At 38.6% G+C, this 25,558-nt stretch carries 20 protein-coding genes and 2 pseudogenes; 15 read left to right on the top strand and 7 right to left on the bottom strand.

Translation table 11 applies throughout. From position 1 onward, the window contains the following. Nucleotides 1–85 precede the first annotated feature (85 nt). The 3 genes and pseudogenes from F601_RS0109770 to F601_RS0109760 all read left to right on the top strand — a co-directional run bounded on the left by F601_RS0109770 (nt 86) and on the right by F601_RS0109760 (nt 2,509). Nucleotides 86–1,516 carry a glycoside hydrolase family 1 protein gene (locus F601_RS0109770; RefSeq protein WP_018165505.1) on the top strand — a complete coding sequence of 477 codons (1,431 nt, stop codon included), beginning with the start codon at nt 86–88 and terminating at the stop codon, nt 1,514–1,516. A gap of 273 nt (nt 1,517–1,789) precedes the next feature. Beyond that, nucleotides 1,790–1,873 (top strand): annotated as a pseudogene (locus tag F601_RS13710) (DUF3267 domain-containing protein); the annotation flags it as partial. Nucleotides 1,874–1,945: 72 nt separating this feature from the next. Beyond that, on the top strand, nt 1,946–2,509 hold the full coding sequence (locus F601_RS0109760; protein WP_026183184.1) for a DUF3267 domain-containing protein: 564 nt from the start codon (nt 1,946–1,948) through the stop codon (nt 2,507–2,509). A 168-nt stretch (nt 2,510–2,677) separates the two neighbouring features. Here the strand turns inward: F601_RS0109760 and F601_RS0109755 are convergent, their stop codons facing one another. Beyond that, a complete protein-coding gene (locus tag F601_RS0109755) occupies nt 2,678–4,183 on the bottom strand; it encodes an ATP-binding cassette domain-containing protein (protein ID WP_018165502.1) in 1,506 nt (501 codons plus the stop codon). A 345-nt stretch (nt 4,184–4,528) separates the two neighbouring features. On the opposite strand from F601_RS0109755, the gene F601_RS0109750 reads away from it, so the two are divergent. Further along, nucleotides 4,529–4,966: a P-loop NTPase family protein gene (locus F601_RS0109750; protein ID WP_018165501.1), complete on the top strand. Its 438-nt coding sequence runs from the start codon at nt 4,529–4,531 to the stop codon at nt 4,964–4,966. A gap of 81 nt (nt 4,967–5,047) precedes the next feature. Here the strand turns inward: F601_RS0109750 and F601_RS0109745 are convergent, their stop codons facing one another. Then, nucleotides 5,048–5,788 (bottom strand): amino acid ABC transporter ATP-binding protein, encoded by a 741-nt coding sequence (locus F601_RS0109745; RefSeq protein WP_018165500.1) that lies wholly within the window; start codon nt 5,786–5,788, stop codon nt 5,048–5,050. Beyond that, nucleotides 5,788–7,956 carry an ABC transporter substrate-binding protein/permease gene (locus F601_RS0109740; RefSeq protein ID WP_018165499.1) on the bottom strand — a complete coding sequence of 723 codons (2,169 nt, stop codon included), beginning with the start codon at nt 7,954–7,956 and terminating at the stop codon, nt 5,788–5,790. Before F601_RS0109740 ends, F601_RS0109745 begins: the two co-directional genes overlap by 1 nt. 359 nt (nt 7,957–8,315) lie before the next feature. On the opposite strand from F601_RS0109740, the gene F601_RS0109735 reads away from it, so the two are divergent. Genes F601_RS0109735 through F601_RS0109720 form a run of 5 tightly spaced genes read left to right on the top strand, consistent with a single transcriptional unit; the run spans nt 8,316 to nt 12,313 of the window. Further along, nucleotides 8,316–9,233 carry a CPBP family intramembrane glutamic endopeptidase gene (locus F601_RS0109735; RefSeq protein WP_018165498.1) on the top strand — a complete coding sequence of 306 codons (918 nt, stop codon included), beginning with the start codon at nt 8,316–8,318 and terminating at the stop codon, nt 9,231–9,233. A gap of 58 nt (nt 9,234–9,291) precedes the next feature. Beyond that, nucleotides 9,292–11,283: an excinuclease ABC subunit UvrB gene (gene uvrB / locus F601_RS0109730; protein ID WP_018165497.1), complete on the top strand. Its 1,992-nt coding sequence runs from the start codon at nt 9,292–9,294 to the stop codon at nt 11,281–11,283. Between the two features lie 7 nt (nt 11,284–11,290). Then, a complete protein-coding gene (locus tag F601_RS12540; RefSeq protein WP_018165496.1) occupies nt 11,291–11,656 on the top strand; it encodes an SbmA/BacA-like family transporter in 366 nt (121 codons plus the stop codon). An 18-nt stretch (nt 11,657–11,674) separates the two neighbouring features. Next, entirely contained in the window at nt 11,675–11,839 is a 165-nt protein-coding gene (locus F601_RS13555) for a hypothetical protein (RefSeq protein ID WP_245686249.1), read from the top strand. Between the two features lie 9 nt (nt 11,840–11,848). Beyond that, a complete protein-coding gene (locus tag F601_RS0109720; RefSeq protein ID WP_018165494.1) occupies nt 11,849–12,313 on the top strand; it encodes an 8-oxo-dGTP diphosphatase in 465 nt (154 codons plus the stop codon). A gap of 266 nt (nt 12,314–12,579) precedes the next feature. Here the strand turns inward: F601_RS0109720 and F601_RS13660 are convergent, their stop codons facing one another. Further along, on the bottom strand, nt 12,580–12,666 hold the full coding sequence (locus F601_RS13660; protein ID WP_342668885.1) for a putative holin-like toxin: 87 nt from the start codon (nt 12,664–12,666) through the stop codon (nt 12,580–12,582). Nucleotides 12,667–12,829: 163 nt separating this feature from the next. On the opposite strand from F601_RS13660, the pseudogene F601_RS12535 reads away from it, so the two are divergent. After that, nucleotides 12,830–13,006, top strand: a pseudogene (locus F601_RS12535) (8-oxo-dGTP diphosphatase); the annotation flags it as partial. Nucleotides 13,007–13,223: 217 nt separating this feature from the next. On the opposite strand, the gene F601_RS0109710 reads toward F601_RS12535, so the two are convergent. The 3 genes from F601_RS0109710 to F601_RS0109700 all read right to left on the bottom strand — a co-directional run bounded on the left by F601_RS0109710 (nt 13,224) and on the right by F601_RS0109700 (nt 17,114). Beyond that, complete coding sequence (locus F601_RS0109710; protein ID WP_018165492.1) at nt 13,224–14,060, bottom strand: sugar ABC transporter permease; 837 nt, start codon at nt 14,058–14,060, stop codon at nt 13,224–13,226. Beyond that, the gene (locus tag F601_RS0109705) at nt 14,060–15,427 is read right to left on the bottom strand and encodes a carbohydrate ABC transporter permease (RefSeq protein WP_018165491.1); all 1,368 of its coding nucleotides are present in this window, start codon (nt 15,425–15,427) and stop codon (nt 14,060–14,062) included. Before F601_RS0109705 ends, F601_RS0109710 begins: the two co-directional genes overlap by 1 nt. Nucleotides 15,428–15,863: 436 nt before the next feature. Further along, complete coding sequence (locus F601_RS0109700) at nt 15,864–17,114, bottom strand: extracellular solute-binding protein (protein ID WP_018165490.1); 1,251 nt, start codon at nt 17,112–17,114, stop codon at nt 15,864–15,866. A 329-nt stretch (nt 17,115–17,443) separates the two neighbouring features. Between F601_RS0109700 and F601_RS0109695 the strand changes: the two genes are divergently transcribed. The 5 genes from F601_RS0109695 to lepA all read left to right on the top strand — a co-directional run bounded on the left by F601_RS0109695 (nt 17,444) and on the right by lepA (nt 25,531). Then, on the top strand, nt 17,444–18,484 hold the full coding sequence (locus F601_RS0109695; protein ID WP_018165489.1) for a LacI family DNA-binding transcriptional regulator: 1,041 nt from the start codon (nt 17,444–17,446) through the stop codon (nt 18,482–18,484). Between the two features lie 185 nt (nt 18,485–18,669). Further along, nucleotides 18,670–20,196: a 4-alpha-glucanotransferase gene (gene malQ, locus F601_RS0109690; protein ID WP_018165488.1), complete on the top strand. Its 1,527-nt coding sequence runs from the start codon at nt 18,670–18,672 to the stop codon at nt 20,194–20,196. 158 nt (nt 20,197–20,354) lie between these two features. After that, a complete protein-coding gene (glgP, locus tag F601_RS0109685; protein WP_018165487.1) occupies nt 20,355–22,616 on the top strand; it encodes a glycogen/starch/alpha-glucan family phosphorylase in 2,262 nt (753 codons plus the stop codon). A gap of 346 nt (nt 22,617–22,962) precedes the next feature. Further along, nucleotides 22,963–23,388: a nucleoside-diphosphate kinase gene (gene ndk / locus F601_RS0109680; protein WP_018165486.1), complete on the top strand. Its 426-nt coding sequence runs from the start codon at nt 22,963–22,965 to the stop codon at nt 23,386–23,388. A 307-nt stretch (nt 23,389–23,695) separates the two neighbouring features. Next, nucleotides 23,696–25,531 carry a translation elongation factor 4 gene (gene lepA, locus F601_RS0109675; RefSeq protein ID WP_018165485.1) on the top strand — a complete coding sequence of 612 codons (1,836 nt, stop codon included), beginning with the start codon at nt 23,696–23,698 and terminating at the stop codon, nt 25,529–25,531. The last annotated feature ends 27 nt before the right edge of the window (nt 25,532–25,558 follow it).

The raw sequence follows: 25,558 nt of genomic DNA, 5'->3' as shown, positions 1-25,558 counted from the left end.
TTAAAAATGACAGATTTATGATTTCTAAAAGACTAGTCTTTTGATATAGTTAGGGATAAGTAGATACTTGGAAAGGAATTTTAAAATGAAAGAAATTACTAAGAATCTGTCACCTGATTTTCTTTGGGGATCAGCTTCTGCAGCTTATCAGGTTGAAGGGGCATGGGATGCTGATGGTAAATCCCCATCGGTTTGGGATAAGTATGTGCATATCCCTGGAACTACGTTTAAGGGGACAACTGGTGATATTGCTGTTGATCATTACCACCGTTACAAAGAAGATGTTGCACTGATGGCAGAAATGGGATTGAAAGCTTACCGTTTTTCAGTTGCCTGGACTCGTATTTTGCCAGAGGGGCGTGGGACTGTCAATGAAGCAGGGATTAAATTCTACTCTGACCTGATTGATGAATTGCTAGCTCATGATATTGAGCCATTAATTACTCTCTATCATTGGGACTTGCCTCAGTGTCTTATGGATGAGTATGGTGGTTGGGAGTCACGTCAAATCATTGATGATTTTAATGAATATGCAAGTGTCTTATTTAAAGCATTTGGTGATAGAGTTAAATACTGGATTAGTTTAAATGAGCAAAATGTTTTTGTTAGCTTGGGCTACCAACTTGCTCTTCATCCACCAGGAGTTAGTGATGATAAGCGCATGTACCGTGTCAATCACATCGCTAATCTTGCTAATGCTAGGGTCATCAATACTTTCCATGATATGGTACCAGATGGCAAGATTGGTCCTAGCTTTGCCTATTCGCCAGTTTATGCTAAAGATTCTAATCCTATTAATGTTTTAGCTGCAGAAAAAGCTGAAGATTTGCAGTCTCATTTTTGGTTAGATGTTTATTTATATGGACGCTATCCAAAATTTGCTTTAAAACACCTCACGCAGCAAGGGATTGACTTAGATATTCAGGAAGGTGATTTGGCTCTTTTGAAATCAGCAAAACCTGATTTCCTAGGAATTAATTATTATCAATCAAACACTGCAGCCTATAACCCGATTGATGGAGTAGGTAGAGGGGAAATGAATACGACAGGTAAGAAAGGTTCTTCAGGTGAATCTGGAATTCCTGGTCTTTATAAGCGTATTGAAAATCCTTTTGTCGAAAGAACGAATTGGGATTGGGAAATTGATCCCACAGGCCTATCAATTGCCTTAAATCGCCTTACTAGTCGCTATGACATTCCAATCCTCATTACAGAAAATGGCCTAGGTGAGTATGATAAGGTAGATGAAGATGGCAAGGTTCATGACACTTATCGTATTGACTATTTAGAATCACACGTTGCAGCCGTAAATCAAGCAGTCGAAAATGGTGCAACTGTTTTAGGATACTGTACGTGGTCTTTCACAGATCTCCTGTCATGGCTAAATGGCTATCAAAAACGCTACGGCTTTGTCTATGTTGATAAACATGAAGTGGAAGAAGGAACACTTGAACGTCTCAAGAAAGATAGTTTCTATTGGTATCAGGACTTGATTAAAGTTCATTCAGAGCAATAAGCCACAAAAATTAGAGTCTGAAGTCATTTAAAATATGATTTCAGGCTTTTTGTTGTTCTCAAACAGATTCTGACAAGAATTTATACTCATACAAATTCAAAATCTGAAGAGCTGTACAGTTCAAAGGAAAACGTTTGGCGATGATCCAGTCCCCAACCTCTAAAACTCCACTTGAGAAAAGCAAGAATGAGTCTCTTACTTAAAGACATGAAGTCGTAATTGGTGGAACGGGTTAGATTTATTCAGATTTTGAATTTCATTGAGTGTTAAAAAATGACAAAAATCATCATATTTTTGACTAAGATATTTATTAAAAAGAAAAAGAAGTGTTACAATATAATCAAGTTAAGGGAAAAATTTCATGATTTATTATTGTTATCAGGGTGTTCAGCAGGAAAGCTAATTTTTTTAGAAAATAGAGGTGGTCCTATGAAATTATTAAAAGAGACAGATATTCTACATAATAAGAAGTTAGTTATAGTTTTGAATCTTGTTGCTCTAATTTTATTCCTTGCCTTTTTGCCACTTTTCTATAGGTTGGGCTTGGTAATTCAGGAAAGTAGTGGTAGAACGCTGGTCATTAATCCATTAGATCCCTTTCTAGCTCTGCTATGCTTCCTGGTCATTCTAGTCGTCCATGAATTAATACACGGGCTTTTTTTCAAAATCTTTAAACCAGAGAATAAGGTAACTTTTGGGATTGTGTGGAAATCGGGTATGGCCTATGCTACCAGCCCAGGCTCTCACTATACTAGAGTACAGATGCTCGTCATAACCCTAGCTCCCTTTGTCTGCTTGACATCTTTTTTAACTCTGATTTACGCTTTAAATCTTATGTCACTCATGGGCTATACCCTGCTAGCAGCTATGCATGCTGCTGGATGTACGGGTGATTTCTATTATACCTATCTCCTTACTTGCAAATTTACCAATCAAAAAATTTTGGTAGAAGACACAGAAAGTGGTCTTAGAATATATGGTCTTGAGGACTGAGAATTATTGGTTAAAGAGTAGCATACATATTGCATAGCAGTGATTGGTGTAATAGATTGTGATGTTTGAAGAAAATGACATCGGAAGAATTCCTCAATTTTTTCTTTTTAAACAAAAAGACTCTCGGCTGTTTGTTTTCGAGAGTCTTTAATATGAGATTATGTTGCCTTAGTCTATATTGATTAAACTTTTATCGATTAAATGGTACCGTAAAGCTGGGACTTCTTCAATATACTTCCTATCATGTGATACACTGATAATGGCTCCCGCGAAGTCCTGCAGCATTTGTCGCAGGAGTGGCTGACTGATTGGTGAGAAGTGGCGGGTTGGCTCATCCAAGATAAGCACATTGTTTCCTTCCAAAACCATTTTGGCTAGGAAAAGCTTGGCCTTTTGACCGCCAGAAAGGTCTGAAACAGGGTGATTGATTTCTTGTCTGGTGAACTGCAGACTGGCTAAGAGGCTCCTAATTTTTTCTTGGCTGGCAGAGTCTTGCAGAAAGTGCAGAGCAGATTGACTCATGTCCAGCTGATCCTCATAGTTCTGGGGCATATAGCCAACAGACAGACCTTGCTCAGCAGACAATTCACTAAAGATTTGATTAAGCAGGCGAGTCTTTCCCATTCCATTCTTACCTGTAATGACCATTTTATCTTGCCCTCGAACCAGTAAATCAACCTTTTGACCAGTGTCTAAAACCTTGTTTTCCCAGGACAAGAGGAGCTTACTGGCTGGTAAAGGTTTGATGTCAGAGAAGAAGAGCTGGATTGCATCCATCTCTTGCTGAATTTCTGTGAAATTCTCGGCTTCTTTCTCCAATCTTTTTTCTTGTCCCAAAACGACCTTCATCCTCTTAGCTAACAAACGTCCTGCAGTGCTATCATGTGTGTTACGCAAGACATGCTCTACACTTTGGTGGACGCGGTGATGCTTGTCCATCTTTTTAGCATGCTCCTCTCGCTCCTTGTTAGCAATCTGAAGTTGCTTCTCAAAACGATTGCTCCGATTGGTTTTATATTCCTCATAATTTCCTTGAAAATAGCTGGCGCGTGCTTGCTGACGCTTCTTGACCAGCTCAAGGTGGAGGATAGCAGAAGCTGCCCTAGTTAGCAGAGCTTCGTCATGGGAGATGAAGATGACTGTCTTGTCTGTTCTCTCGATGAATGAGCCTAGCCATTCTAAACTCTCTAAATCTAAATCACTGGATGGCTCATCAAAGAGCAGTAAATCAGGGTCATTGGCTAATAATTTTAGCAGCTGGAGCTTGATTTTCTCACCACCAGATAGAGATCTGACAGTCTGTTGGCTATCATCAAATTTAAAGCTATCAAAACCAAACTGCTCTGCTATTTTATAAAAAAGGTTAAAATCAAAGCTATCGTAATCAATGTTATGGTAGAGGTAGTCATTGAGATCTCGATCCAGGTCAGACGAGGTCATGTTTTGAGGAAGGTAACCCATGCGGTTGAAGTGATTAGTGATGCTGCCTTCTTGCTGGCAGTAATCTGCAATCAGCCCGGTATCATAGATAGCCTTGATGAGAGTTGACTTGCCAGTACCTTCCTCTCCAATTAAAGCTAATTTATCACCCCCATTAACAACTAAGGACAAGTCATCAATAAGTGTCTGGAGGTCTTTTTGGTGAGTGATTGTCAGGTGATTAATAGTTAACATATAAACTCCTTCTATTTTAGGCTTAACTTTCGTCAATTCAACAGTTAAAAAACTCTCTACCTTATCAGGTAAAGAGTTAAAAGTGAGCTAAAATGATAAGCAAAATACCTTGATTCTAGCCAGAGTTTTTGCATCAAATCAAACAAAGAATCTGTTTGTAAAGAGAAAAAACAGGATAGCTAGATGGTTTTGGAGCGCACTAAAAACATTACTTGATAAGGTTTATCACTGTAAATGTTTTTAGATTTTCATGTCTCCTAGTCCTCCAAGTGTTTTAAAGATAAAGTTATTGTAATTGGTTGCCCAGGCAGTGGAAAATCCACTTTTTCAATAAAACTTGCAGATTTGACAGGTTTACCTTTAGTTCATTTGGATTTATTGAACTGGAATTCTGATGGGACAACGGTTGATAGAGAAGTCTTTTTAGAAAGACAGAAAACTAACTTAAAAAAAGAATCCTGGATTATTGATGGCAATTATGGAGCTAGCATGGACAGTCGTTTTCAAGCTTGTGATACTGTCATGTTTCTTGATTATCCTCTGCAAGTTTGTCTGACAGGCATTGATAATAGAAGAGGGAAAGCAAGACCTGATATGCCTTGGGTTGAAGATGAGATTGACCAAGAATTTATCGATTTTGTTAAGGCGTTTCCTGAGACTGGCAGAGAGCAGATTATTAGTTTAATTGATCAATTTCCAGATAAGAAGGTTTATATTTTTAAGAATAGACATGAGGCAGATGTATTCTTGGAAGGGTTAGCTGATTGTCAGGATATTCTATGATTATTTTAAAAACCAAGCAACTAGATAGCGTGAAGAATTAAGAAAGAGAGTCAGATTAAATCTGGCTCTCTTATAAATTAGTTAAACATTCAAGACTTTATCTAGGAATTCAATAAGTCGTGGGTGTTGTGGGCTATCAAAAATTTGTTCTGGAGTGCCATCTTCAAGGAATTGGCCTCCGTCGGTAAAGATAACACGATTAGCAACCTTGCGGGCGAAGCCCATTTCATGGGTTACGATAAGCATGGTCATACCTTGTTCTGCCAAGTCTTTCATAACATTAAGAACGTCACCGACCATTTCAGGGTCAAGGGCAGAAGTTGGTTCGTCAAAGAGCATGATATCTGGATTCATAGCCAAGCTTCGAGCGATGGCAACACGTTGTTTTTGTCCACCTGAGAGACTATCTGGTTTAGCATCTGCTTTATCTGCTAGTCCAACTTTTTCAAGTAATTCCATAGCATGCTTTTCAGCCTCTTCTTTACTTTCTTTACCCAATTCAACTGGAGCAAAGGTAATGTTTTCAAGGACTGTCATATGTGGGAAAAGATTAAAATGTTGGAAGACCATACCGATATTTTCACGAGCCTTGTCAACATTTGTTTTAGGGTCTGAGAGTTCATAACCGTCGACGACAACTTTACCACTTGTAACACTTTCGAGAAGGTTAAGGGTACGAAGAAAGGTTGATTTACCAGAACCGGAAGGTCCGATGATGCAGACCACATCCCCTTCATAGAATTTGGCATCAATACCTTTGAGAACTTCATTTTTTCCGTAAGACTTGTGCAAGTCTTGGACGTCAATTTTCAATTCTGTCATTATTTAAGCCTCTTTTCTAAACGTTTTGCTAGGCGTGTCAATAGAGTAATCATAACCAAATAGATGACTGCTAAGATAGCATACATACGGAATGATTGGTAGTTACGAGCAATGATGATTTTACCAGTTTGGAAAAGTTCAATCAAACCGATAGCAGATACGATAGTAGTATCTTTCAATGAGATAACAAATTGGTTAATGAAGTTTGGCAACATGAGTCGAACAGCTTGTGGCAAGATAACTTTTTGCATGGTCTTACCATATGAAATACCAAGACTTCGACTGGCTTCCATTTGTCCACCAGGAACGGCTTCAATACCACCACGAACGATTTCAGCAATATAAGCTCCGCCATTTAAGGAAAGAGCAATAGTAGCCGCAACAAAGTCATTGATTGGGCTTTGGCGTCCAGTTAGTGATTCAAAGAGGTTAGGAATACCCCAGAAAATGAAGGCTGCAACAATCATAAGTGGGATACCACGAACAACGTCAACGAAGATAGCAGCGATAGTTCTAAGAGCACGGCTAGGTGATACTGCCATCATACCAAAGATGATACCGATAATCATAGCGATGGCAAAGGAAATCAATGTCAAACTTAGAGTTGTACCTAAACCAGAGAGGAGTTGTTTGTAGTTGTTAGAGATGAGACCCGGGATAGTTGTTTCATCTACTGTAGATGTTGTTGTAGTTTCCTCAGAGCCGAGATATTTTTCAATAATAGTATCATACTCACCTGATTTTTTGAGAGCAGCAAGACCATTGTTGAACATTTCAATTAATTCAGGATTATTGCCTTTTTTAACTGCAAAACCATATTCACCAGATGGTTCTCCCTTAATAGGTGTTTCAAAGTTACGTCCCTGTTGGATAGCATATTTAAGAACAGCTTCATCATCCATTAAAGCATCAATAGAGCCAGAGTTTAAACTGTCATACATTGAAGATGCTTCATCAAAGGCTTTGAGTGAGTATCCATATTTGCTTGCATTACTTTCAAGGAAAGAATAAGAAGCTGTACCATTTTTGGAACCAACTGTTTTTCCACTCAAGTCTTCATATGACTGAACAGTGCTTCCAGCTTTAACAGCAAGAAGAATGTTTGAAGTGTAGTAGCTATCAGAGAAATCAAAGATTTCTTTACGGGCATCTGTAATAGACATACCGGCCATTACAGCATCAGCTTGTCCGGCTTGTACTGCATTCAGCGCAGCATCGAATCCAGGATTAGAGAGCTCGATTGTGAAACCTTGTTGATCAGCAATTGCTTTAATGAGGTCAATATCAATACCAACGTATTTACCTCCATCATTCTGATACTCGAAAGGAGCAAAAGAGGAATCCATAACGATTTTGTATGTAGATTTTACAGGTGTCGCTTTGGCTGAAGCATCTCCAGTTGTTTCACCAGTTTGGGTACTTGCTGCTCCCAACCATTTTGTCATAATACTTTCATAAGTACCATCAGCCTTCATAGCAGCTAGGGCTTCGTTGAATTCAGGGATAAGGTGTTCATAGGCTGAGCCTTTTTTAACTGCAAAACCAAAGCTTCCAATGGATTCACCAGACATATTAACAGCATATTTTTTGCCTTGGCTGATAGCATATTGAACAACGGGCATGTCATCCATAGCGGCATCAATGGAACCAGTATCAAGACTATTATTCATTAAATCACCGGTGTCGAATGTTTTAATGCTATACCCATACTTATCCTTGTTCTCTTCTAAGAAAGTTTGGGCAGCTGTGCCGTTTTTGACACCAACTACTTTACCTTTGAGCTGGCTATATTTTGAGATGCTGGAGCTATCTCGTGTATAGACAACAATTTTTGTATCATAGTAGGGATCAGAGAAAGTGAAAACTTTCTGGCGAGCTTCAGTGATAGTAGTTCCTGCCATAAGAGCATCAGCTTGTCCAGCTTGAACAGCATTGACAGCGGCATCGAAACCAGGGTAGGTCATATTAATGTCCCATCCTTGACGTGAAGCAACTTCGTTGATAATGTCAACATCAATTCCTTTATAAATTTGGTCAGAGTCTTTAAATTCGAATGGGGCATAAGCTGTATCAGATACAATGTTAATAGTATCTGCGCTAACTTTAGCACCAAACACAAAGAATACTGAGAGCATTGCTAGCATTAGAGCTTTAAATTTGTGCTGCATGATAGTCTCCTTTAATATTATTAGATAAAATTATAGCAAAATTCAGTAATTTTAGCAAGAAATACGATATTTCGGTGTCAGGTTATATAACATTTAAAGTTAGGAAGTTAATAGTTGAATTTGATGATGAAAAGAAGTACAATAGTTGTATTAATGTTATAGTACGGAAACAATTAAAGAAATAACTGCTGTAATCGGAGGCCCGCCCCTTCTCACCATGCTTCATAATTCAATGGAACATTATTATAGATTCTTTTTGAGATTCTAAAACTGTCTGTGACTTGTAATTTAAGCTAACATATTTTTATTGAAGAGTAACATTTTTTATCAAAAGTTAATAGAAGAGGAGTAATTATAGGATGAAAAAAAGAATGTTGGAAAACACGACTACACGGTATGAAAAACTGCCAGCATGGTTGATGATTATTCTCGCATGTTTGATGGTAGAGATTTTCTTTTTTGGTGGTTCTTTTCTTGGTGGGATAGTAGTTGGTATTCTTGCCATACCTTACTATATGATGAATATAACTAATCTTGATGCTGTAGCTGATATTTTTAACCTTTTGCATCTTGAACTTGGTCTATTTGCCTTTGTTGCTCTGACTCTTTTTGCATGGGTTAAGTGGTACGAGAAGCGTCCAATTTCTAGTCTTGGATTTTTCAGGAAAAAATGGTTTTTTGAGATTCTTAAAGGTTGGGGAGTAGGGATGCTCATTTTCAGCCTTGCCTTTTTATTGACTTATATCTTTGGTGGTGTTGAATTGACTGCTGTCGATTTTTCAGGTGCTAGCCTTCTTTATGTGTTGACAACAATACCATTTTGGTTTATCCAGGGCGGCACTGAGGAGCTTTTAACACGCGCCTGGCTCCTGCCTATCATTAATAAGCGTTCTAATTTGGCTATTGCAGTTGCTATTTCAAGCAGTCTATTCGGGCTTATGCATTTAGCTAATGCTAATGTCACATTTTTATCAATTTTAAGTATCATCCTGTCGGGTGTTTTCATGGCCCTCTACATGCTTAAGACTGACAATATCTGGGGTGTTGCTGGTCTGCACGGCGCTTGGAATTTCACTCAGGGCAATGTTTTCGGTGTTGCCGTCAGTGGTTCAGGTGCAGGTTCTTCTCTGTTCTACTTTGGAAATAAGGCTGGCGCTGCAGATTGGATTTCTGGTGGAGCCTTTGGAACCGAAGGCAGTCTAATGGCAAGCATAGCCTTGCTTTTAGGAATTATCTACCTAGCTCTGCAATTGAAAAAAGAAAATACAGAAGACTGAGTTTCAAAGCTCAGTCTTCTTTTTACTTGTGATAAAATAGTAGGAAATGAGGTAAATTATGATAGACAGACAAGAAAATAATCACTTTAAATTAGTATCAAAATATGAGCCATCTGGAGATCAGCCTCAGGCTATAGAAGCCTTGGTTGATAACATCGAAGGTGGTGAAAAAGCGCAAATTCTCATGGGGGCAACAGGGACTGGTAAGACCTATACCATGAGTCAGGTTATTCAGAGAGTAAACAAGCCAACGCTGGTCATCGCCCACAACAAGACCTTGGCGGGTCAGCTTTATGGGGAATTCAAAGAATTCTTCCCAGACAATGCTGTGGAATACTTTGTATCCTACTATGATTATTATCAGCCCGAGGCCTATGTCCCTTCATCTGATACCTATATCGAAAAAGACAGCTCAGTCAATGATGAAATTGATAAGCTCCGCCATTCTGCCACTTCAGCCCTACTAGAGCGCAATGATGTCATCGTGGTAGCTTCTGTGTCTTGTATCTACGGTTTGGGTTCACCTAAGGAATACGCCGATAGCGTGGTCAGTCTGCGTCCTGGTCAGGATATTTCCCGAGACCAATTGCTTAATGACTTGGTGGATATCCAGTTTGAGCGCAATGATATCGATTTTCAGCGTGGGCGCTTTCGTGTTCGTGGGGATGTCGTGGAAATCTTCCCAGCCAGCCGTGACGAGCACGCCTTTCGTGTGGAATTCTTCGGGGATGAAATTGACCGCATTCGTGAGATTGAAAGCCTGACTGGTCGTGTATTGGGTGAAGTTGATCACTTGGCTATTTTCCCAGCCACCCACTTCATGACCAATGATGAGCACATGGAGCATGCCATCCAAAATATCATGGACGAGATGGAAGAGCAGGTCAAGCTCTTTGAATCTGAAGGAAAGCTGATAGAAGCTCAGCGCATTCGCCAGAGAACGGAATACGACGTGGAAATGCTGCGAGAGATGGGCTACACCAACGGTGTCGAAAACTATTCTCGTCATATGGATGGCCGTTCTGAAGGGGAACCGCCTTTCACCTTGCTGGACTTCTTCCCTGAGGATTTCCTCATCATGATTGATGAGAGTCATATGACCATGGGTCAGATTAAGGGGATGTATAATGGAGACCGCTCTCGTAAGGAGATGTTGGTTAATTATGGTTTCCGCCTCCCATCTGCACTGGACAACCGTCCGCTGCGCCGAGAAGAATTTGAGAGCCATGTTCACCAGATTGTCTATGTGTCAGCGACACCGGGCGACTACGAAAAAGAACAAACAGATACCGTCATTGAGCAAATTATTCGTCCGACAGGTCTTTTGGACCCAGAAGTTGAAGTACGTCCGACTATGGGGCAGATGGATGACCTCCTGGGTGAAATCAACCTTCGTGCTGAAAAAGGTGAGCGTACCTTTGTCACAACCTTGACCAAGAAGATGGCCGAGGACTTGACCGATTATTTCAAGGAGATGGGTGTCAAGGTCAAGTACATGCACTCTGATATCAAGACCTTGGAGCGTACTGAGATTATTCGTGACTTGCGCTTGGGTGTCTTTGATGTTTTGATTGGGATCAATTTGCTGCGCGAAGGTATTGACGTGCCAGAAGTGAGCTTGGTTGCCATCTTGGATGCGGACAAGGAAGGATTCCTCCGCAATGAACGCGGACTGGTTCAGACCATCGGTCGGGCTGCTCGTAACTCCGAAGGGCATGTTATCATGTATGCCGATAAAATCACGGACTCCATGCAGAGAGCCATGGACGAGACGGCCCGCCGTCGTGAAATCCAGATGGCCTACAATGAGGAGCACGGCATTGTCCCACAAACCATCAAGAAAGAAATCCGTGACCTTATCGCTATTTCTAAAGCCAACGAGACCGACGTGGCAGAAGACACCGTGGACTACAGTGCCATGAACAATAAAGAGCGTCAAGAGGCCATCAAAAAACTGCAAAAACAAATGCAGGAAGCAGCCGAACTGCTTGACTTTGAGTTGGCAGCCCAAATCCGTGATATGGTGCTGGAATTGAAGGCCATGGATTAGGGGAGTTATGGAAAAAGATACAAAGAATTTGATTTTAGGGTGGATTACATTAGCTTTTTTTGTTGGCATTATCTATATGTTTTTTAATTGGTTTTTGAAGTTACTATCTATAGTTAAAACACTAGATGCAGTTATAATAGTTGCAATCATTACAGGTTTAGTAACAATTACAACAACTGCTGTAAAAACTATTATTGATATAAAGCAAACTAGACTACAATATTTAACCCAGAAACGTGAAACTGCCTATTATCAATTTATTGATATGGTGTATAAGATTAATCAATCAAGTAAAGATCAATCGAGTTATTCTTCGGAGGAACAAATCAAAGATCTTACGAAATTTAGCAAAGAGATAACGATGTGGGGTTAAAAAAATGTAGTTGAAAAGTTGACGGAATTTAGAAGAGTTAGTAATACAAGTGCAGATGGTATGCAACTTTTGAAAATTTCTGTGCAATTAATGAATGAAATGAGAAAAGATTTAGGTGTTTCAAAAGTAAAAGAGAAATCTTTGCTAGCATTTTTTATAAATGATATAGAGAATATAGAATAGGAGTACACTATGTCACGTTCGCAAGCTACCATTCTCACCAACATGTGTCTGATTGAGGATGGTCAGGGAAATATTGTTATGCAAATTCGTAATCCAAAGCGCTATTCTTGGTCAGGGGCAGCATTGCCTGGTGGGCATATTGAGCCGCATGAAGGCTTGGTTGAGTCTGTTATTCGTGAAGTTAAGGAAGAAACAGGTTTAACCATTAAAAATCCCAGCTTAGTTGGAATGAAGCATTGGTACACCAAAGAAGATGAACGTTACCTAGTATTCCTCTATCGAACAAATGAATTTACAGGAGAAATTCATTCAACAGAAGAAGGAGAAATCAAATGGGTAGCTCGTAAAGATTTTGCTCAAATGGATTTGGCTTACGACATGCTCAATCTGCTGCGCGTGTTTGAGGAAGAAGAGTTATCAGAACTCTTTTATCGCGAACGCCTTGAAGATGATTTTGTCAGAGAGTTTTGGTGAAAACAGTTATTTGACTATCTCTTTTATGATTATTGGATGAATAGCAGAATTTCGTCAAGCTGGATACTTTTTCAAAAAGTCTGATGAGATATTTCACATGTGTAAAGTTTTGACAAGTCTATACAAGTTTGTTATCCTAGAAGTACAAAAGGAGACAAGCGCCAACTTGCCTCCTATGTAGGACCGTTTTAAAGACGGGACAGATGGAAATAGCAAAACCGCTACTTCAAGCTGGTCAAAGTTTGAGAGGTAGCGGTTTTACTGTTTTATTTTTTCTTATCAAGATAAGCTAATAAAGCCAGTAGCAATATGCCTGAGTTTATTATCAAGGACAAAGCCTCGTAAACAGACATAGATGGTTACCTTTCTAAGGTGGATAGTGTCATAGGCACCACCTCCCTGGATAGATTTCCATCCCGCTCCTTTGGAACTTTCCTACACTTATTAATTCGAATTTAAAATGGAAAATAGGTATTGTAAGGAAAATAATATTTTTGAGACGCTTCTTTTGTCATAGGAATAATCCGCTCAACTGATGAAGGAGAAATCAAATGGGTGCCCCGTAAAGAACTTCCCGAGATGGGCTTAGCCTATGACATGCTCAATCTGCTGCGCGTGTTTGAGGAAGAAGAGTTATCAGAACTCTTTTATCGCGAACGTCTTGAAGATGATTTTGTCAGAGAGTTTTGGTGAGAAAATATTGGCTTAGACTATAACTTCAAGTATTCTATAAGTTGTTAGAGGAATAAGCTCCGCATTCATTCAGAATATACCAAAAAGGTAGCGCCATCTGGCGCTACCTTTTCAGGTCTTATCAAATTATTTTGATATACGGTGATTAATACTCAATGAAAATCAAAATTAGAGAAGGCTAAACGATCTATCATTTTGATTTTCGAAGAGTATAAGGTTATTTAACTGATCCACTTGTGACACCCTCAACATAGTATTTCTGCATGTAGATGAAGAGGAGTGTGATTGGGATAGCTATAATAACGGATGCCGCTGCAAAGGAGCGGAACCATTCGTTGATGGTATCTTGTTCCAACATGGCAAAGAGTCCGATGGCCACTGTATATTTGTGAGTGGCATCACCTAGGATAACTTTGGCAAAGATGAAGTCTACCCATGGCCCGATAAAGGCTGTGAGAGCGGTATAGACAATGATTGGTTTTGACAAAGGTAAGGTAATTTTAAAGAAGATATCCTTGCGGGTTGCTCCATCAATCATAGCTGATTCATCTAGAGAATAAGGAATGGTATCAAAGAAGCCTTTGGCAATGTAGAAACCAAGAGCAGCTCCTGCCGAATAAACTAAAACTAAGGCAAACAGTGTTTGAGTCAAATTGAATGCTTTCAAGATGTAGTAAACAGCAATCATTGACATGAAACCAGGGAACATGTTAAGGACAAGGGCTAGTTTCAAGAAACCATTGCGGTGTTTGAATTTAATACGGCTGAGTGAGTAAGCCATGGCAACAGTGATAAAGGTTGAAATGATACAGGTTGCTGTTGCTACAATCAAGGTATTAAAGAACCATTGAGCAAAGGGGAATGATGAGTTGCTAAAGAGTTTAGCGTAGTTATCCAAGGTGAAGGTTTTTGGGATAATATAAGGTACGTAAGCACCAGTTTCACCACGGAAGCTTGTCAGAACGACCCAAAAAATTGGAAAGAGCCAAATAAGTGACAAAACTGTCAATAAGATATAAGTTAAAGTTAACTGTAGACGTCGTTTATTTTTCATTATTTAACAGCTCCTTCCTTGTAAGAGTTGGTTCTTGTGTAAGCTAGCAAGCTAAAGATAGCTGAAATAGCAAAGATGAGGATACCAATAACAGAAGCTAAATTGTAGTCAGCTGCTGATACGGTCAGTTTGTAAAGCCAAGTTACCAAAAGGTCGGTTGAACCTGCTTGGTAGTAGTTCGGATTGGTTGGATTACCACCAGTCAACAAGTAGATAACATTGAAGTTATTAATGTTACCAATGAACTGTTGAATGAGGTTTGGTGTCATAATCAAGAGAATTTGAGGGAAAGTAATGCTACGGAAGATTTGGAACTTATTAGCCCCGTCAATTTCAGCAGCTTCCAATTGTTCTTGTGGCAAGTTCATAATGATAGATGTTGCCAATAACATAGTAAATGGAATACCAACCCACATATTAACAAAGATAATTGAGAATTTTGCCCAAACTGGATCTGTCAAAAATGGCAGTGGATTTTTAGCTGAAACCAGGCCGATTTTAATCAGCATTGAATTGAGTGGACCGCCATCAGTTAAGAGATTGCGCATGATGAGCAGGGAGATAAACTGAGGTACGGCAATTGTGATGACGAAGATTGTTCGCCACATCTTCTTAAGCTTCAGACCTTTGGTATTGATAATTAAAGCCAAAACGATACCAAAGAAGAAGTTGGTAGCTGTAGCGGCAACCGCCCAAATTAGAGTCCAGGTCAAGACTGGGAAGAATGTTCCTGCCATACGACCTGTAAGGACATTTCCAAAGTTTGCCAAACCAACCCAATCAAAGAGGGATTTTGGTGGTAAATGATTATGATCATAGCTAGTGAAGGCTAGACAGATCATATAAACTAGGGGCACAATAGTGAAGAGAAGGACACCCAACAAAGGGATTGACATGAGGGTCATGTGGAAACGACCGTCTGTCAGCGTATGGAAATCCTCCATGAAGCTTGGAATCTTTTTATTCTCAGCCTTTAAAACATAAAGTTTTCGAGCACTTTTAAGGTTACACCAATAAATATAGGCAAAGACAAGACAGAAGATTAGTGAAGCTAAACCAAAAATCAGCATCAACATAGAGTTGTCGCCATCAACAGCTTGGGTGATTTTTATACCATCAATTTCAACAACCTGCTGACCTTGAGCTTGTGTTCCCAAGGTAATGAGGCCACCCATAGCTGGGATTACTTGTAAAACAAAGGTAATCAAGAAAAGAATTTCACTGAATAAGAAAAGTAATCCTTTGATAATTTGCTTGTTGGCAAGATTGGCAAAGCCCATTACCAAAGCTGATAATTTAATGTCTGTGCCGCCTTTTTTCAGGGCTTCAAGAACTGAAACCTTTTCAAAATAGACAGAGTCGTTCATTATTATTCCTCCCTATTTGTCATAAAACTGGAACGGTACCAGTACTCAAACGAGCCATAAGTATATGTAGCTCATGAATAAAAGTAAAATACAATTGAAGTATAGGTGACTCTCTTATAGAAGCAGAGACAATCTTATCAATATCATAGTAATCAATTGATAATCTATCGTTTCAGCAAGTCATTATTTCTGATTACTATGATATTGACAAGGCATATTTCAATTAATACTCTTTGAAAATCAAAATAATAGATTGTTAAGCCTTCTTACCTACCATTAGGTATATCTGTAACGGCTTGCCTTCTCTAATTTTGATTTTCATTGAGTATAAGATTTAAGGGGCCGAGACTTCTGTCCCAGCCCCTTCCGTTTATTCAAAATCGATGATTTGAGAATAACTGATTTAAATAAGCATTCTCAAGCATTTGCGAGTTTCTTACTCAGTTGCAGCCAAGTCTTTATCGAATTGTTGCAATTTAGCTAGGAAGTCAGCAGGAGCAATTTTACCTGAATATGGTCCGCTAAGAAGCGCCGCTGATTCAGTCCAGAAAGTAGCCATTTGGTTAACTTTAGGCATTACTGTAGTGTGTTCAGCTGAACCAGTCATGCTTGAAACAGCTTTAGCCAATTGGTTGTTAGCAACAGCATCTGATGATTGTACTTCTTTGTTTGAAGGAATGATGTTACGTGTTTCAAATTGGTTCTTTTGGCTTTCAGCTTCAGTGAGGTATGCAGCCAATTTATAAGAAGCAGCAATACGTTTTGCATCTCCGCCAGCAGGAGCTTGGTTAACAGCGTAAAGTTTAACACCCATGAATGCTTGTTGTTGTACAGTTTCACCATCGATAGTTACAGTTGGATAAACAGTAACACCTAGGTTGTCAGCACCGATAGCTTCTTCGGCAGCAGCATAGTTCCAAGGGCCTGTTTCGATAGCAGCAACTGTACCATCTCCAAATTTTGAAACAGCTTCTGCATCAGTGACATTTACAAAACCACTGTTATCTTTTTGGTCAGCCAACCATTGCATGACAGCAACACCTTTATCGTTACCCCAGTTTGTACCATCGATAGTTTCACCATCTTCACCAAAGAGAGTGTTACCAACTGAAAGCATCAAAGGAGCAATAGCATATGCATTAACTTCTTTGAGCGAAGCACCGAATGTAGCTTTTGAAGTGATACCTTCGTAAGTTTTAACATCATCTTCAGAAAGTTTAGATTTGTTGTAGAAAAGAACTTGTGATTCTACACCGAATGGGAAAGCATATGTTTTACCTTGGTATTGTGCACCAGCAACAGCATTTTCAACGTTGTTTTCTGCAACTTCAGTAGCATATTGTTCAGGGATTTCTTGGATAACACCTGACTCAACTAATTGACCGAGTTGGTCATGTGGAAGTGAGAAGACATCAGCTGCTTTTTCTGGGTCTTTCTTCACATTTTCTTGAGCTTTAGAATCGTTTGATTCTACGATTTTTACAGAAACGCCTTCAGCTTCTTCAAAAGCTTTAACTGTAGCCTCATAAGATTCTTTAGCATCTGTAGGGACCCAAAGTTTTAGACTGACAGTGTCTGATGAAGACTTTGCATCTTCTGTTTTGTTCGAAGAACAAGCAGCGAGAGTAGCAACTGATGCCAAAGCAACACCGCTAGTAACGATTGTTTTCCAAGTAGACTTTTTCATTTTTTTCTCCTCCTAGAGAATGTTTTGATGTTTACACACTATATTATGCAACCGTTTGCAATCTTTGTCAAGTACTTTTTGCCAATTTTTTTAAAAATTTATAAAGTTTTTTTGTTTTTAAAATAAATGAGGAAGTATTTTTTAAGAAAACGCTTGCGTTTGATTGTCAAAACAGGTATGATGGAGCAGTATTGTAAACTGTGGCCTATTTAGGTTATAAAAAAATGAAGTAAATATGAAACAAGTATTAGAAAATATATGGTTTATTCCTATATTTTAGCTTGTCACTGCTTATAAACTAGTATAAAATGGAATAAAGGAGGTAGATCATGGTTACAATTAAAGATGTGGCTGCTAAGGCTGGTGTTAACCCTTCAACGGTTAGTCGCGTTTTGAAGGATAATACCTCAATTTCTCAAAAGACAAAGGAACGTGTTAGAAAAGCAATGCAGGAACTTGGATATGTACCCAATGTTGCTGCACAAATGTTGGCTAGCGGTTTAACCTATAATATTGGTTTGATTTTTCCACCATTGGTGACTCCAGATCGTTTAAGTGAACCTTTCTTTATGAGAATCTTGTCTACGATTACTAATGAAGCTAAGGCAAATGACTTCACAGTTTCTATTGCGACTGGTCTTTCTATAGAAGAGGTTGAAGACCAGGTAAAACTTATGCACCGCCAGAAAAGGGTGGATGGTTTTATTATTCTATATTCAGATATTAATGACCCTGTACGAAAGTATCTTATGGATAATAAAATGCCTTTTGTTGTAGTCGGAGCCCCAGAGGGATTTGAGAATGACATAACTTATGTTAATAATGATAATCAGCTTATGGGTAAAACAGCTGTAGACTACTTATATAGAAAAGGGCATCGGAAAATTCTTTTCATCACAGATGATAAGGAATCTGAAGTTGCAGTTGAGCGCTATTTTGGTTATGTACGAGGATCTGATAGATTAGGGATTCCAAGTAGAGAAGCTCTGCTATTTGACCGAAAAAAACCAGAAGTATTACAAGAGCTTATTGATACTATAGATGAAGAAAAACCAACTGCTCTAATCGTTATTGGTGATATTGTTGCGATTCGCTTAATGCAATTTTTATCTTTCTATGACTTGTCGGTACCAGATGATATTTCATTGATTACTTTCAATAACTCTATCTATTCAAAATTAATTCATCCATATTTAACAACATTTGATGTCAATATTGAGAATCTTGGCAGAACAAGCCTTCGACATCTTTTAAGTATTATTAAGAGCCCTGATGAGGTCAGTCATGAGACTATTATTGTTCCTTTTATTCTAAAAGAGAGAGAAAGTGTAAGACAATTAATAGTAGAAGATAAAGCAGAAAATAAATAAATATGAACTTCGGTAACATAGTTATCGAAGTTTTTTAAAAAAACTATTGACTTACGCAAACGATTGCGCTAAAATTGCATTATAGAAATTAATTATTTTGTGTTATTTGAAGTCTTATGGGGACTGATCCCTGATAGACTTGATTCTTATGGAATATAAAATGAAAAAGAAATGAGGCGCAAGTTATGGAAAAACGCGCAAGCGGTGTCTTAATGCACATCACATCTCTTCCAGGTTCATTTGGAATCGGAACATTTGGTAAATCAGCTTACGATTTTGTTGATTTCCTAGTTGAAACAGATCAAAGTTATTGGCAAATCTTGCCTCTCACCACAACAAGTTACGGTGATTCACCTTATCAATCTTTCTCAGCAGTTGCAGGTAATACTCATCTAATCGATTTTGACTTGCTTGCTAAAGAGGGTTATCTTACTGAAACGGATTATGTCAATTTAAACTTTGCTCCTAATCCTGAATCAGTCGATTACGAACTTATTTTTGAAATGCGTAGACCTGTTTTGGAAAAAGCAGTTGCAGGATTTCTTGCAAGTAAGTCGGGGTTGAAAAAATTAGCTGATTTTGAAAAAGAAGCTGATTGGCTAAGAGACTTTGCTGAATTTATGGCCTTCAAAGAACATTTTGGAAATAAGGCTTTACAAGAATGGGACGACGTTGCCCTTATTCAAAGAGAACCTGAAGTTCTAGATAAATATCGCAAAGAATTAGCTGATGTTATTAATTATCATAAAGTAACTCAATACTTCTTCTTCAAACAATGGCTAGCTCTTAAAGCATATGCTAATGAAAATGGAATTGAAATCATCGGAGACATGCCAATCTATGTCTCTGCTGACAGTGTTGAAGTTTGGACCATGCCGGAACTCTTTAAACTCGATGAAGATAAAAAACCAATCTATATTGCTGGTTGTCCACCAGATAGTTTCTCAGATGAAGGTCAGCTTTGGGGAAATCCAATTTATGATTGGGATGCTCATGAAAAAACATCATTTGCCTGGTGGGTTTACCGTATTCGTGAAGGATTTAAAATATATGACCTCCTTCGTATAGACCACTTCAAGGGATTCTCAGATTTTTGGGAAATTCCTGGAGAAGATACATCAGCTAAGAATGGTGAATGGCAATCTGGACCTGGACGCGCTCTATTTGATACAGTAAAAGCTGAATTAGGTGATCTGCCTATTATTGCTGAAAATCTAGGTTATATTGATGAAAAAGCTGAGCAACTGCTAACAGATACAGCTTTTCCTGGCATGAAAATCTTAGAATTTGGCTTGCTTGACACTGAAGGGCAAAGTATTGATATCCCGCACAATTATACTTCAAATGTTGTGGCTTACACTGGTACCCATGATAATGAGGTTATTAATGGTTGGTATGAAAATCTTACAGCTGAGCAAAAAGCATTTACAGATGCCTACATTCGCCGTCAAAAAGACGAACCAATTAATGAAGCAATGCTACGCGCACTTTTTGCAACAGTTTCTGATGTTGCTATTGTCTGCATGCAAGATTTATTGGACAAACCTGCTGATGCTCGAATGAATATTCCTAATACGCTTGGCGGCAACTGGCAGTGGCGTATGCTAGCTGAAGATCTGACTGCTGAACGAAAAGCTTTCTTAAAAGAAATTACTGCTCTTTATGCTCGTAAAAATACCTTTAAAAAAAGTAAAGAAGAGCTCAAAAAATAAACAATACAAAAGCACAGATGACTTAGGCTTAGTCAATGAAAACTAATTTTTCTTTGACTAGTTCATCTGTCAAATAGTTATTAATTGGTGAATTCGTTAATAAGAAATTATTCGAGTTCGATCTAACCCTATAAACATCTAAAGGAACGACTGAAAACATGACTAACTTTACAACCTATATTGAAAAACAAGGCAAAAAACTTAACGAACTTAGTAATGAAGAAATCTATGTAGCGCTTTTACATTATGTAAAAGAAGCTGCTGCTGGCAAAGAGAAAAATACAGCTAAACGCAAAGTTTACTATATCTCTGCAGAATTCTTGATTGGGAAACTCCTCTCAAACAACTTGATTAACCTTGGTATTTATAAAGATATCAAACAAGAATTAGCTATTGCTGGTAAGAGCATTGCACAAGTTGAGGATGTAGAACTTGAACCTTCACTTGGTAATGGAGGACTTGGACGCTTGGCATCATGTTTTATTGATTCTATGTCATCTTTAGGAATCAATGGTGAAGGTGTAGGACTAAATTACCACTGTGGTCTCTTCAAACAAGTTTTCCGACACAATGAACAAGAGACTGAGCCAAACTACTGGATTGAAGAAGATAGTTGGTTAGTTCCAACAGATATCAGCTATGATATCCCATTCAAAGATTTCACTTTGAAATCACGTCTTGACCGTATTGATGTTTTGGGTTACCAACGTGACACTAAAAATTATCTCAATCTTTTTGATATTACAGGAATTGATTATGGTCAAATCAAAGATGGTATTGATTTTGACAAAACAAATATTGTTCGCAATTTGACACTTTTCCTTTATCCAGATGATTCTAATAAAAATGGTGAATTGCTTCGCATTTACCAACAATATTTCATGGTTTCAAATGCAGCGCAGCTATTAATCGACGAAGCCATTGAACGTGGGTCAAATATCCACGATTTGGCTGATTATGCTTATGTTCAAATTAACGACACTCACCCATCAATGGTTATTCCTGAATTGATTCGTCTTTTGACAGAAAAACATGGAATTGACTTTGACCAAGCTGTATCAATCGTTAAAAATATGGTTGGTTACACTAATCACACAATCTTGGCGGAAGCGCTTGAAAAATGGCCGCTAGATTACCTCAATGAAGTTGTACCACACTTGGTAACAATCATTGAAAAATTGGATGCTTTGGTGGCTGATCAAGTAAAAGACCCTAGTCTCCAAATCATTGATGACAGTCGTCGTGTTCACATGGCGCACATGGATATTCATTTTGCAACTTCAGTTAACGGGGTAGCTGCACTTCACACTGAAATCCTTAAAAATAGTGAACTTAAAGGTTTCTATGAACTTTATCCTGAAAAATTCAACAACAAAACAAATGGTATTACTTTCCGTCGTTGGTTGGAATTTGCTAACCAAGACTTGGCTGATTGTATCAAAGAGTTGATTGGTGATGACTACTTGACTGATGCTACTAAGTTGGAAAAACTTTTAGCTTTTGCAGACAATGAAACAGTTCATGCTAAACTTTCTCAAATCAAGTACAATAACAAATTAGCACTTAAACGCTACCTCAAGGACAATAAAGGTATCGATCTTGATGAAAACTCAATCATTGATACTCAGATTAAACGTTTCCATGAGTACAAACGTCAACAGATGAATGCCCTTTATGTTATCCACAAGTATTTGGAAATTAAACGTGGCAATCTTCCACAACGTAAAATTACAGTTATCTTTGGAGGAAAAGCAGCACCTGCTTATACCATTGCCCAAGATATCATTCACCTTATCCTTTGTCTCTCTGAACTTATCAACAACGATCCTCAAGTTAGCCAATACCTCAATGTTCACCTTGTGGAAAACTACAATGTGACGGTAGCTGAACACCTCATACCTGCGACAGATATCTCCGAGCAAATCTCCCTCGCATCTAAAGAAGCATCTGGTACAGGTAACATGAAGTTCATGCTAAATGGGGCACTAACTCTAGGAACAATGGATGGGGCTAATGTGGAAATAGCAGAGCTTGCCGGTATGGATAACATCTACACATTTGGTAAAGATTCTGATACAATCATTGACCTCTATGCTGATAGTTCTTATGTATCTGCAGAATACTACGAAAATGATGAAACCATTAAAGAAGCAGTTGATTTTATCGTAAGTGATGAACTTATTAATCGTGGAAATGCTCAACGTCTCGAACGTCTCTATAATGAACTTATCAACAAAGACTGGTTCATGACACTCATTGATTTGAAAGAATATATTGCAGTCAAAGAAAAAATGCTTTCAGATTATGAGGACCAAGATGTTTGGATGACAAAAGTTGTTAAAAACATTGCCAAAGCTGGATTCTTCTCATCAGATCGTACAATCGAACAATATAATGAGGATATTTGGCACTCAAACTAAAGATAAGTCCCTTTAAAAAACTTTAGCAAGAACTCTAGATTCATAACTCTGGAGTTCTTGTTTTTTGATACAGTCATTTGAAGAGTTTTGATACATCGTCACTTTCGTCTTGCCATACTCTTGGATGAGTGAAAGACCTTTCCTTAATTTCCCGCCTCATTTCCTTGTCTGAAAGTTCTTCATTAGACTATATATAGGTTAATCTTTATCTGCGAGAGTGCGTGAAGGTTTTGCAAGTTGATTTAATGATGATTTTGTAAGAAAAAACAATTAGCTCTATCAAAGAAAGCGCTTTTATGTTAAAATATAAGAAATAAACGTTTTATGACTTAGAAAAGAGGCAATTATGACTGAAAAAACTTTCTTCATGATTAAACCTGACGGTGTTGAGCGTCGCCTAATTGGTGAAATTATTCATTTAATTGAACGTCGTGGTTTTACTATTGAACGATTGGAGCTAAGGATGGCAACTGAAGACATCCTCCGTCAGCACTATAGTCATTTAGTTGATAAGCCGTTTTTCGGAGATATTCTTGGCTACATGCTTAGCGGTCCCGTTTTAATTGGCGTTATTTCCGGTCCAAAAGTAGTTAAGAGTTGGCGTATCATGATGGGGGCAACCAACCCAGTTGATGCGGTTCCAGGAAGCATCCGTGGAGATTTTGCAATGGGGCCAGTAGATGGCAATATTAAGAATGTTGTCCATGGTTCGGATTCTAAAGAAGCAGCACAACGAGAAATTGCACTTTGGTTTGGTCAATCAAATAATTAATCTTAAACTTGAAAAACTAGATTTTATTAAAAGGACAGACTTTATGTTTAGGTTTGTCTTTTTTAGTTTTCCATATTTAAAATTAATGTGTATGTGGCTGATTGATTCTCATTGAAAATTGATTTTATAACGTTTCACTCAGCCTTAATTATTATCAGATCAAGAGCTGAAGATGAAACTCAAGAGCAAGCTATTTTTGAGATGGTAAGATGAGATAATCTTAAATAAAAATAGGTGATAAAATGCGCACGCTACCCATCTTTTTGATATAATAGATTGGAATGACTAAAAAGTATAGGAATTGTAAATGAATATAGAAGAATTGAAAAAACGTCAGGAGAAGATTCGCAACTTCTCCATTATTGCCCACATTGACCATGGGAAGTCAACGCTGGCTGACCGTATCTTGGAGCAAACTGAGACAGTTTCGAGTCGTGAGATGCAGGCCCAGCTCCTTGACAGTATGGACTTGGAGCGTGAGCGTGGGATTACCATCAAGCTTAACGCTGTGCAATTAAACTACACTGCTAAAGATGGGGAAACTTACATTTTCCACTTGATTGACACCCCTGGACACGTTGACTTTACCTATGAAGTATCACGCTCCTTGGCTGCCTGTGAAGGTGCTATCCTAGTTGTGGATGCGGCTCAGGGTATTGAAGCCCAAACTTTGGCTAATGTCTATCTAGCTCTTGATAATGACCTTGAAATCATGCCAGTTATCAACAAGATTGACTTGCCTGCTGCAGATCCAGAGCGTGTTCGCCAAGAAATCGAGGATGTTATTGGTTTAGATGCTTCAGATGCTGTACTTGCTTCAGCTAAGGCTGGTATTGGGATTGATGAAATCCTTGAGCAAATCGTGGAGAAAGTACCTGCACCAACAGGTGATGTGGAAGCACCTCTCCAAGCCCTTATCTTTGACTCAGTTTATGACCCTTATCGTGGGGTAATCTTGCAAGTTCGTATCGTCAATGGTATGGTTAAACCTGGAGATACCATCCAAATGATGTCTAATGGTAAGACTTTTGATGTTACTGAAGTAGGAATTTTCACGCCTAAGGCTATGGGTCGTGATGTTCTTGCGACAGGTGATGTTGGTTATATCGCTGCCTCTATCAAGACTGTTGCAGATACCCGTGTGGGGGATACCGTAACGCTGGCAGATAATCCTGCTTCAGAGGCGCTAGCGGGTTACAAACAGATGAACCCAATGGTCTTTGCTGGTCTTTATCCAATTGAGTCTAACAAGTATAATGACCTTCGTGAGGCTCTTGAAAAACTTCAACTTAACGATGCCAGCCTGCAATTTGAGCCTGAGACTTCCCAAGCCCTTGGTTTTGGTTTCCGTTGTGGATTCTTGGGACTTCTCCATATGGATGTTATTCAAGAACGTTTGGAACGTGAGTTCAACATTGACCTCATCATGACGGCGCCATCCGTAGTTTACCATGTTAATACCACTGATGGAGAAATGATTGAAGTATCTAACCCTTCAGAGTTCCCAGATCCAACCAAGGTTGAAAGTATTGAAGAACCATACGTTAAGGCTCAAATCATGGTGCCACAAGATTATGTTGGAGCCGTTATGGATTTGGCCCAACGTAAACGTGGTGACTTTGTGACTATGGACTACATTGATGATAACCGTGTTAATGTTATTTACCAAATTCCATTGGCTGAGATTGTCTTTGACTTCTTTGATAAGCTCAAGTCATCAACCCGTGGATATGCTTCATTTGACTATGAAATCTCTGAATACCGTAAGTCTAAATTGGTTAAGATGGACATCCTTCTTAATGGTGACAAGGTTGATGCCCTCAGCTTCATTGTCCACAAAGAATTTGCTTACGAACGTGGAAAACTCATTGTTGAAAAACTCAAGAAAATCATTCCACGTCAACAATTTGAAGTGCCTATTCAAGCAGCTATCGGTCAAAAAATCGTTGCCCGTTCAGATATCAAGGCCCTCCGCAAGAACGTTCTTGCTAAGTGTTATGGTGGTGACGTTTCTCGTAAACGTAAACTCCTTGAAAAACAAAAAGCTGGTAAGAAACGTATGAAAGCTATCGGTTCTGTAGAAGTACCGCAAGAAGCCTTCTTGAGTGTCCTTTCTATGGATGATGACGAGAAGAAGAAATAAGAGTCTTGGATAATTCCAAAAAAAGAT

The organism is Streptococcus henryi DSM 19005 (assembly GCF_000376985.1).
GTDB lineage: Bacteria > Bacillota > Bacilli > Lactobacillales > Streptococcaceae > Streptococcus > Streptococcus henryi.
Note: the sequence above shows the minus strand (reverse complement) of the source record. Positions and strands in the feature narration are given on the sequence as shown.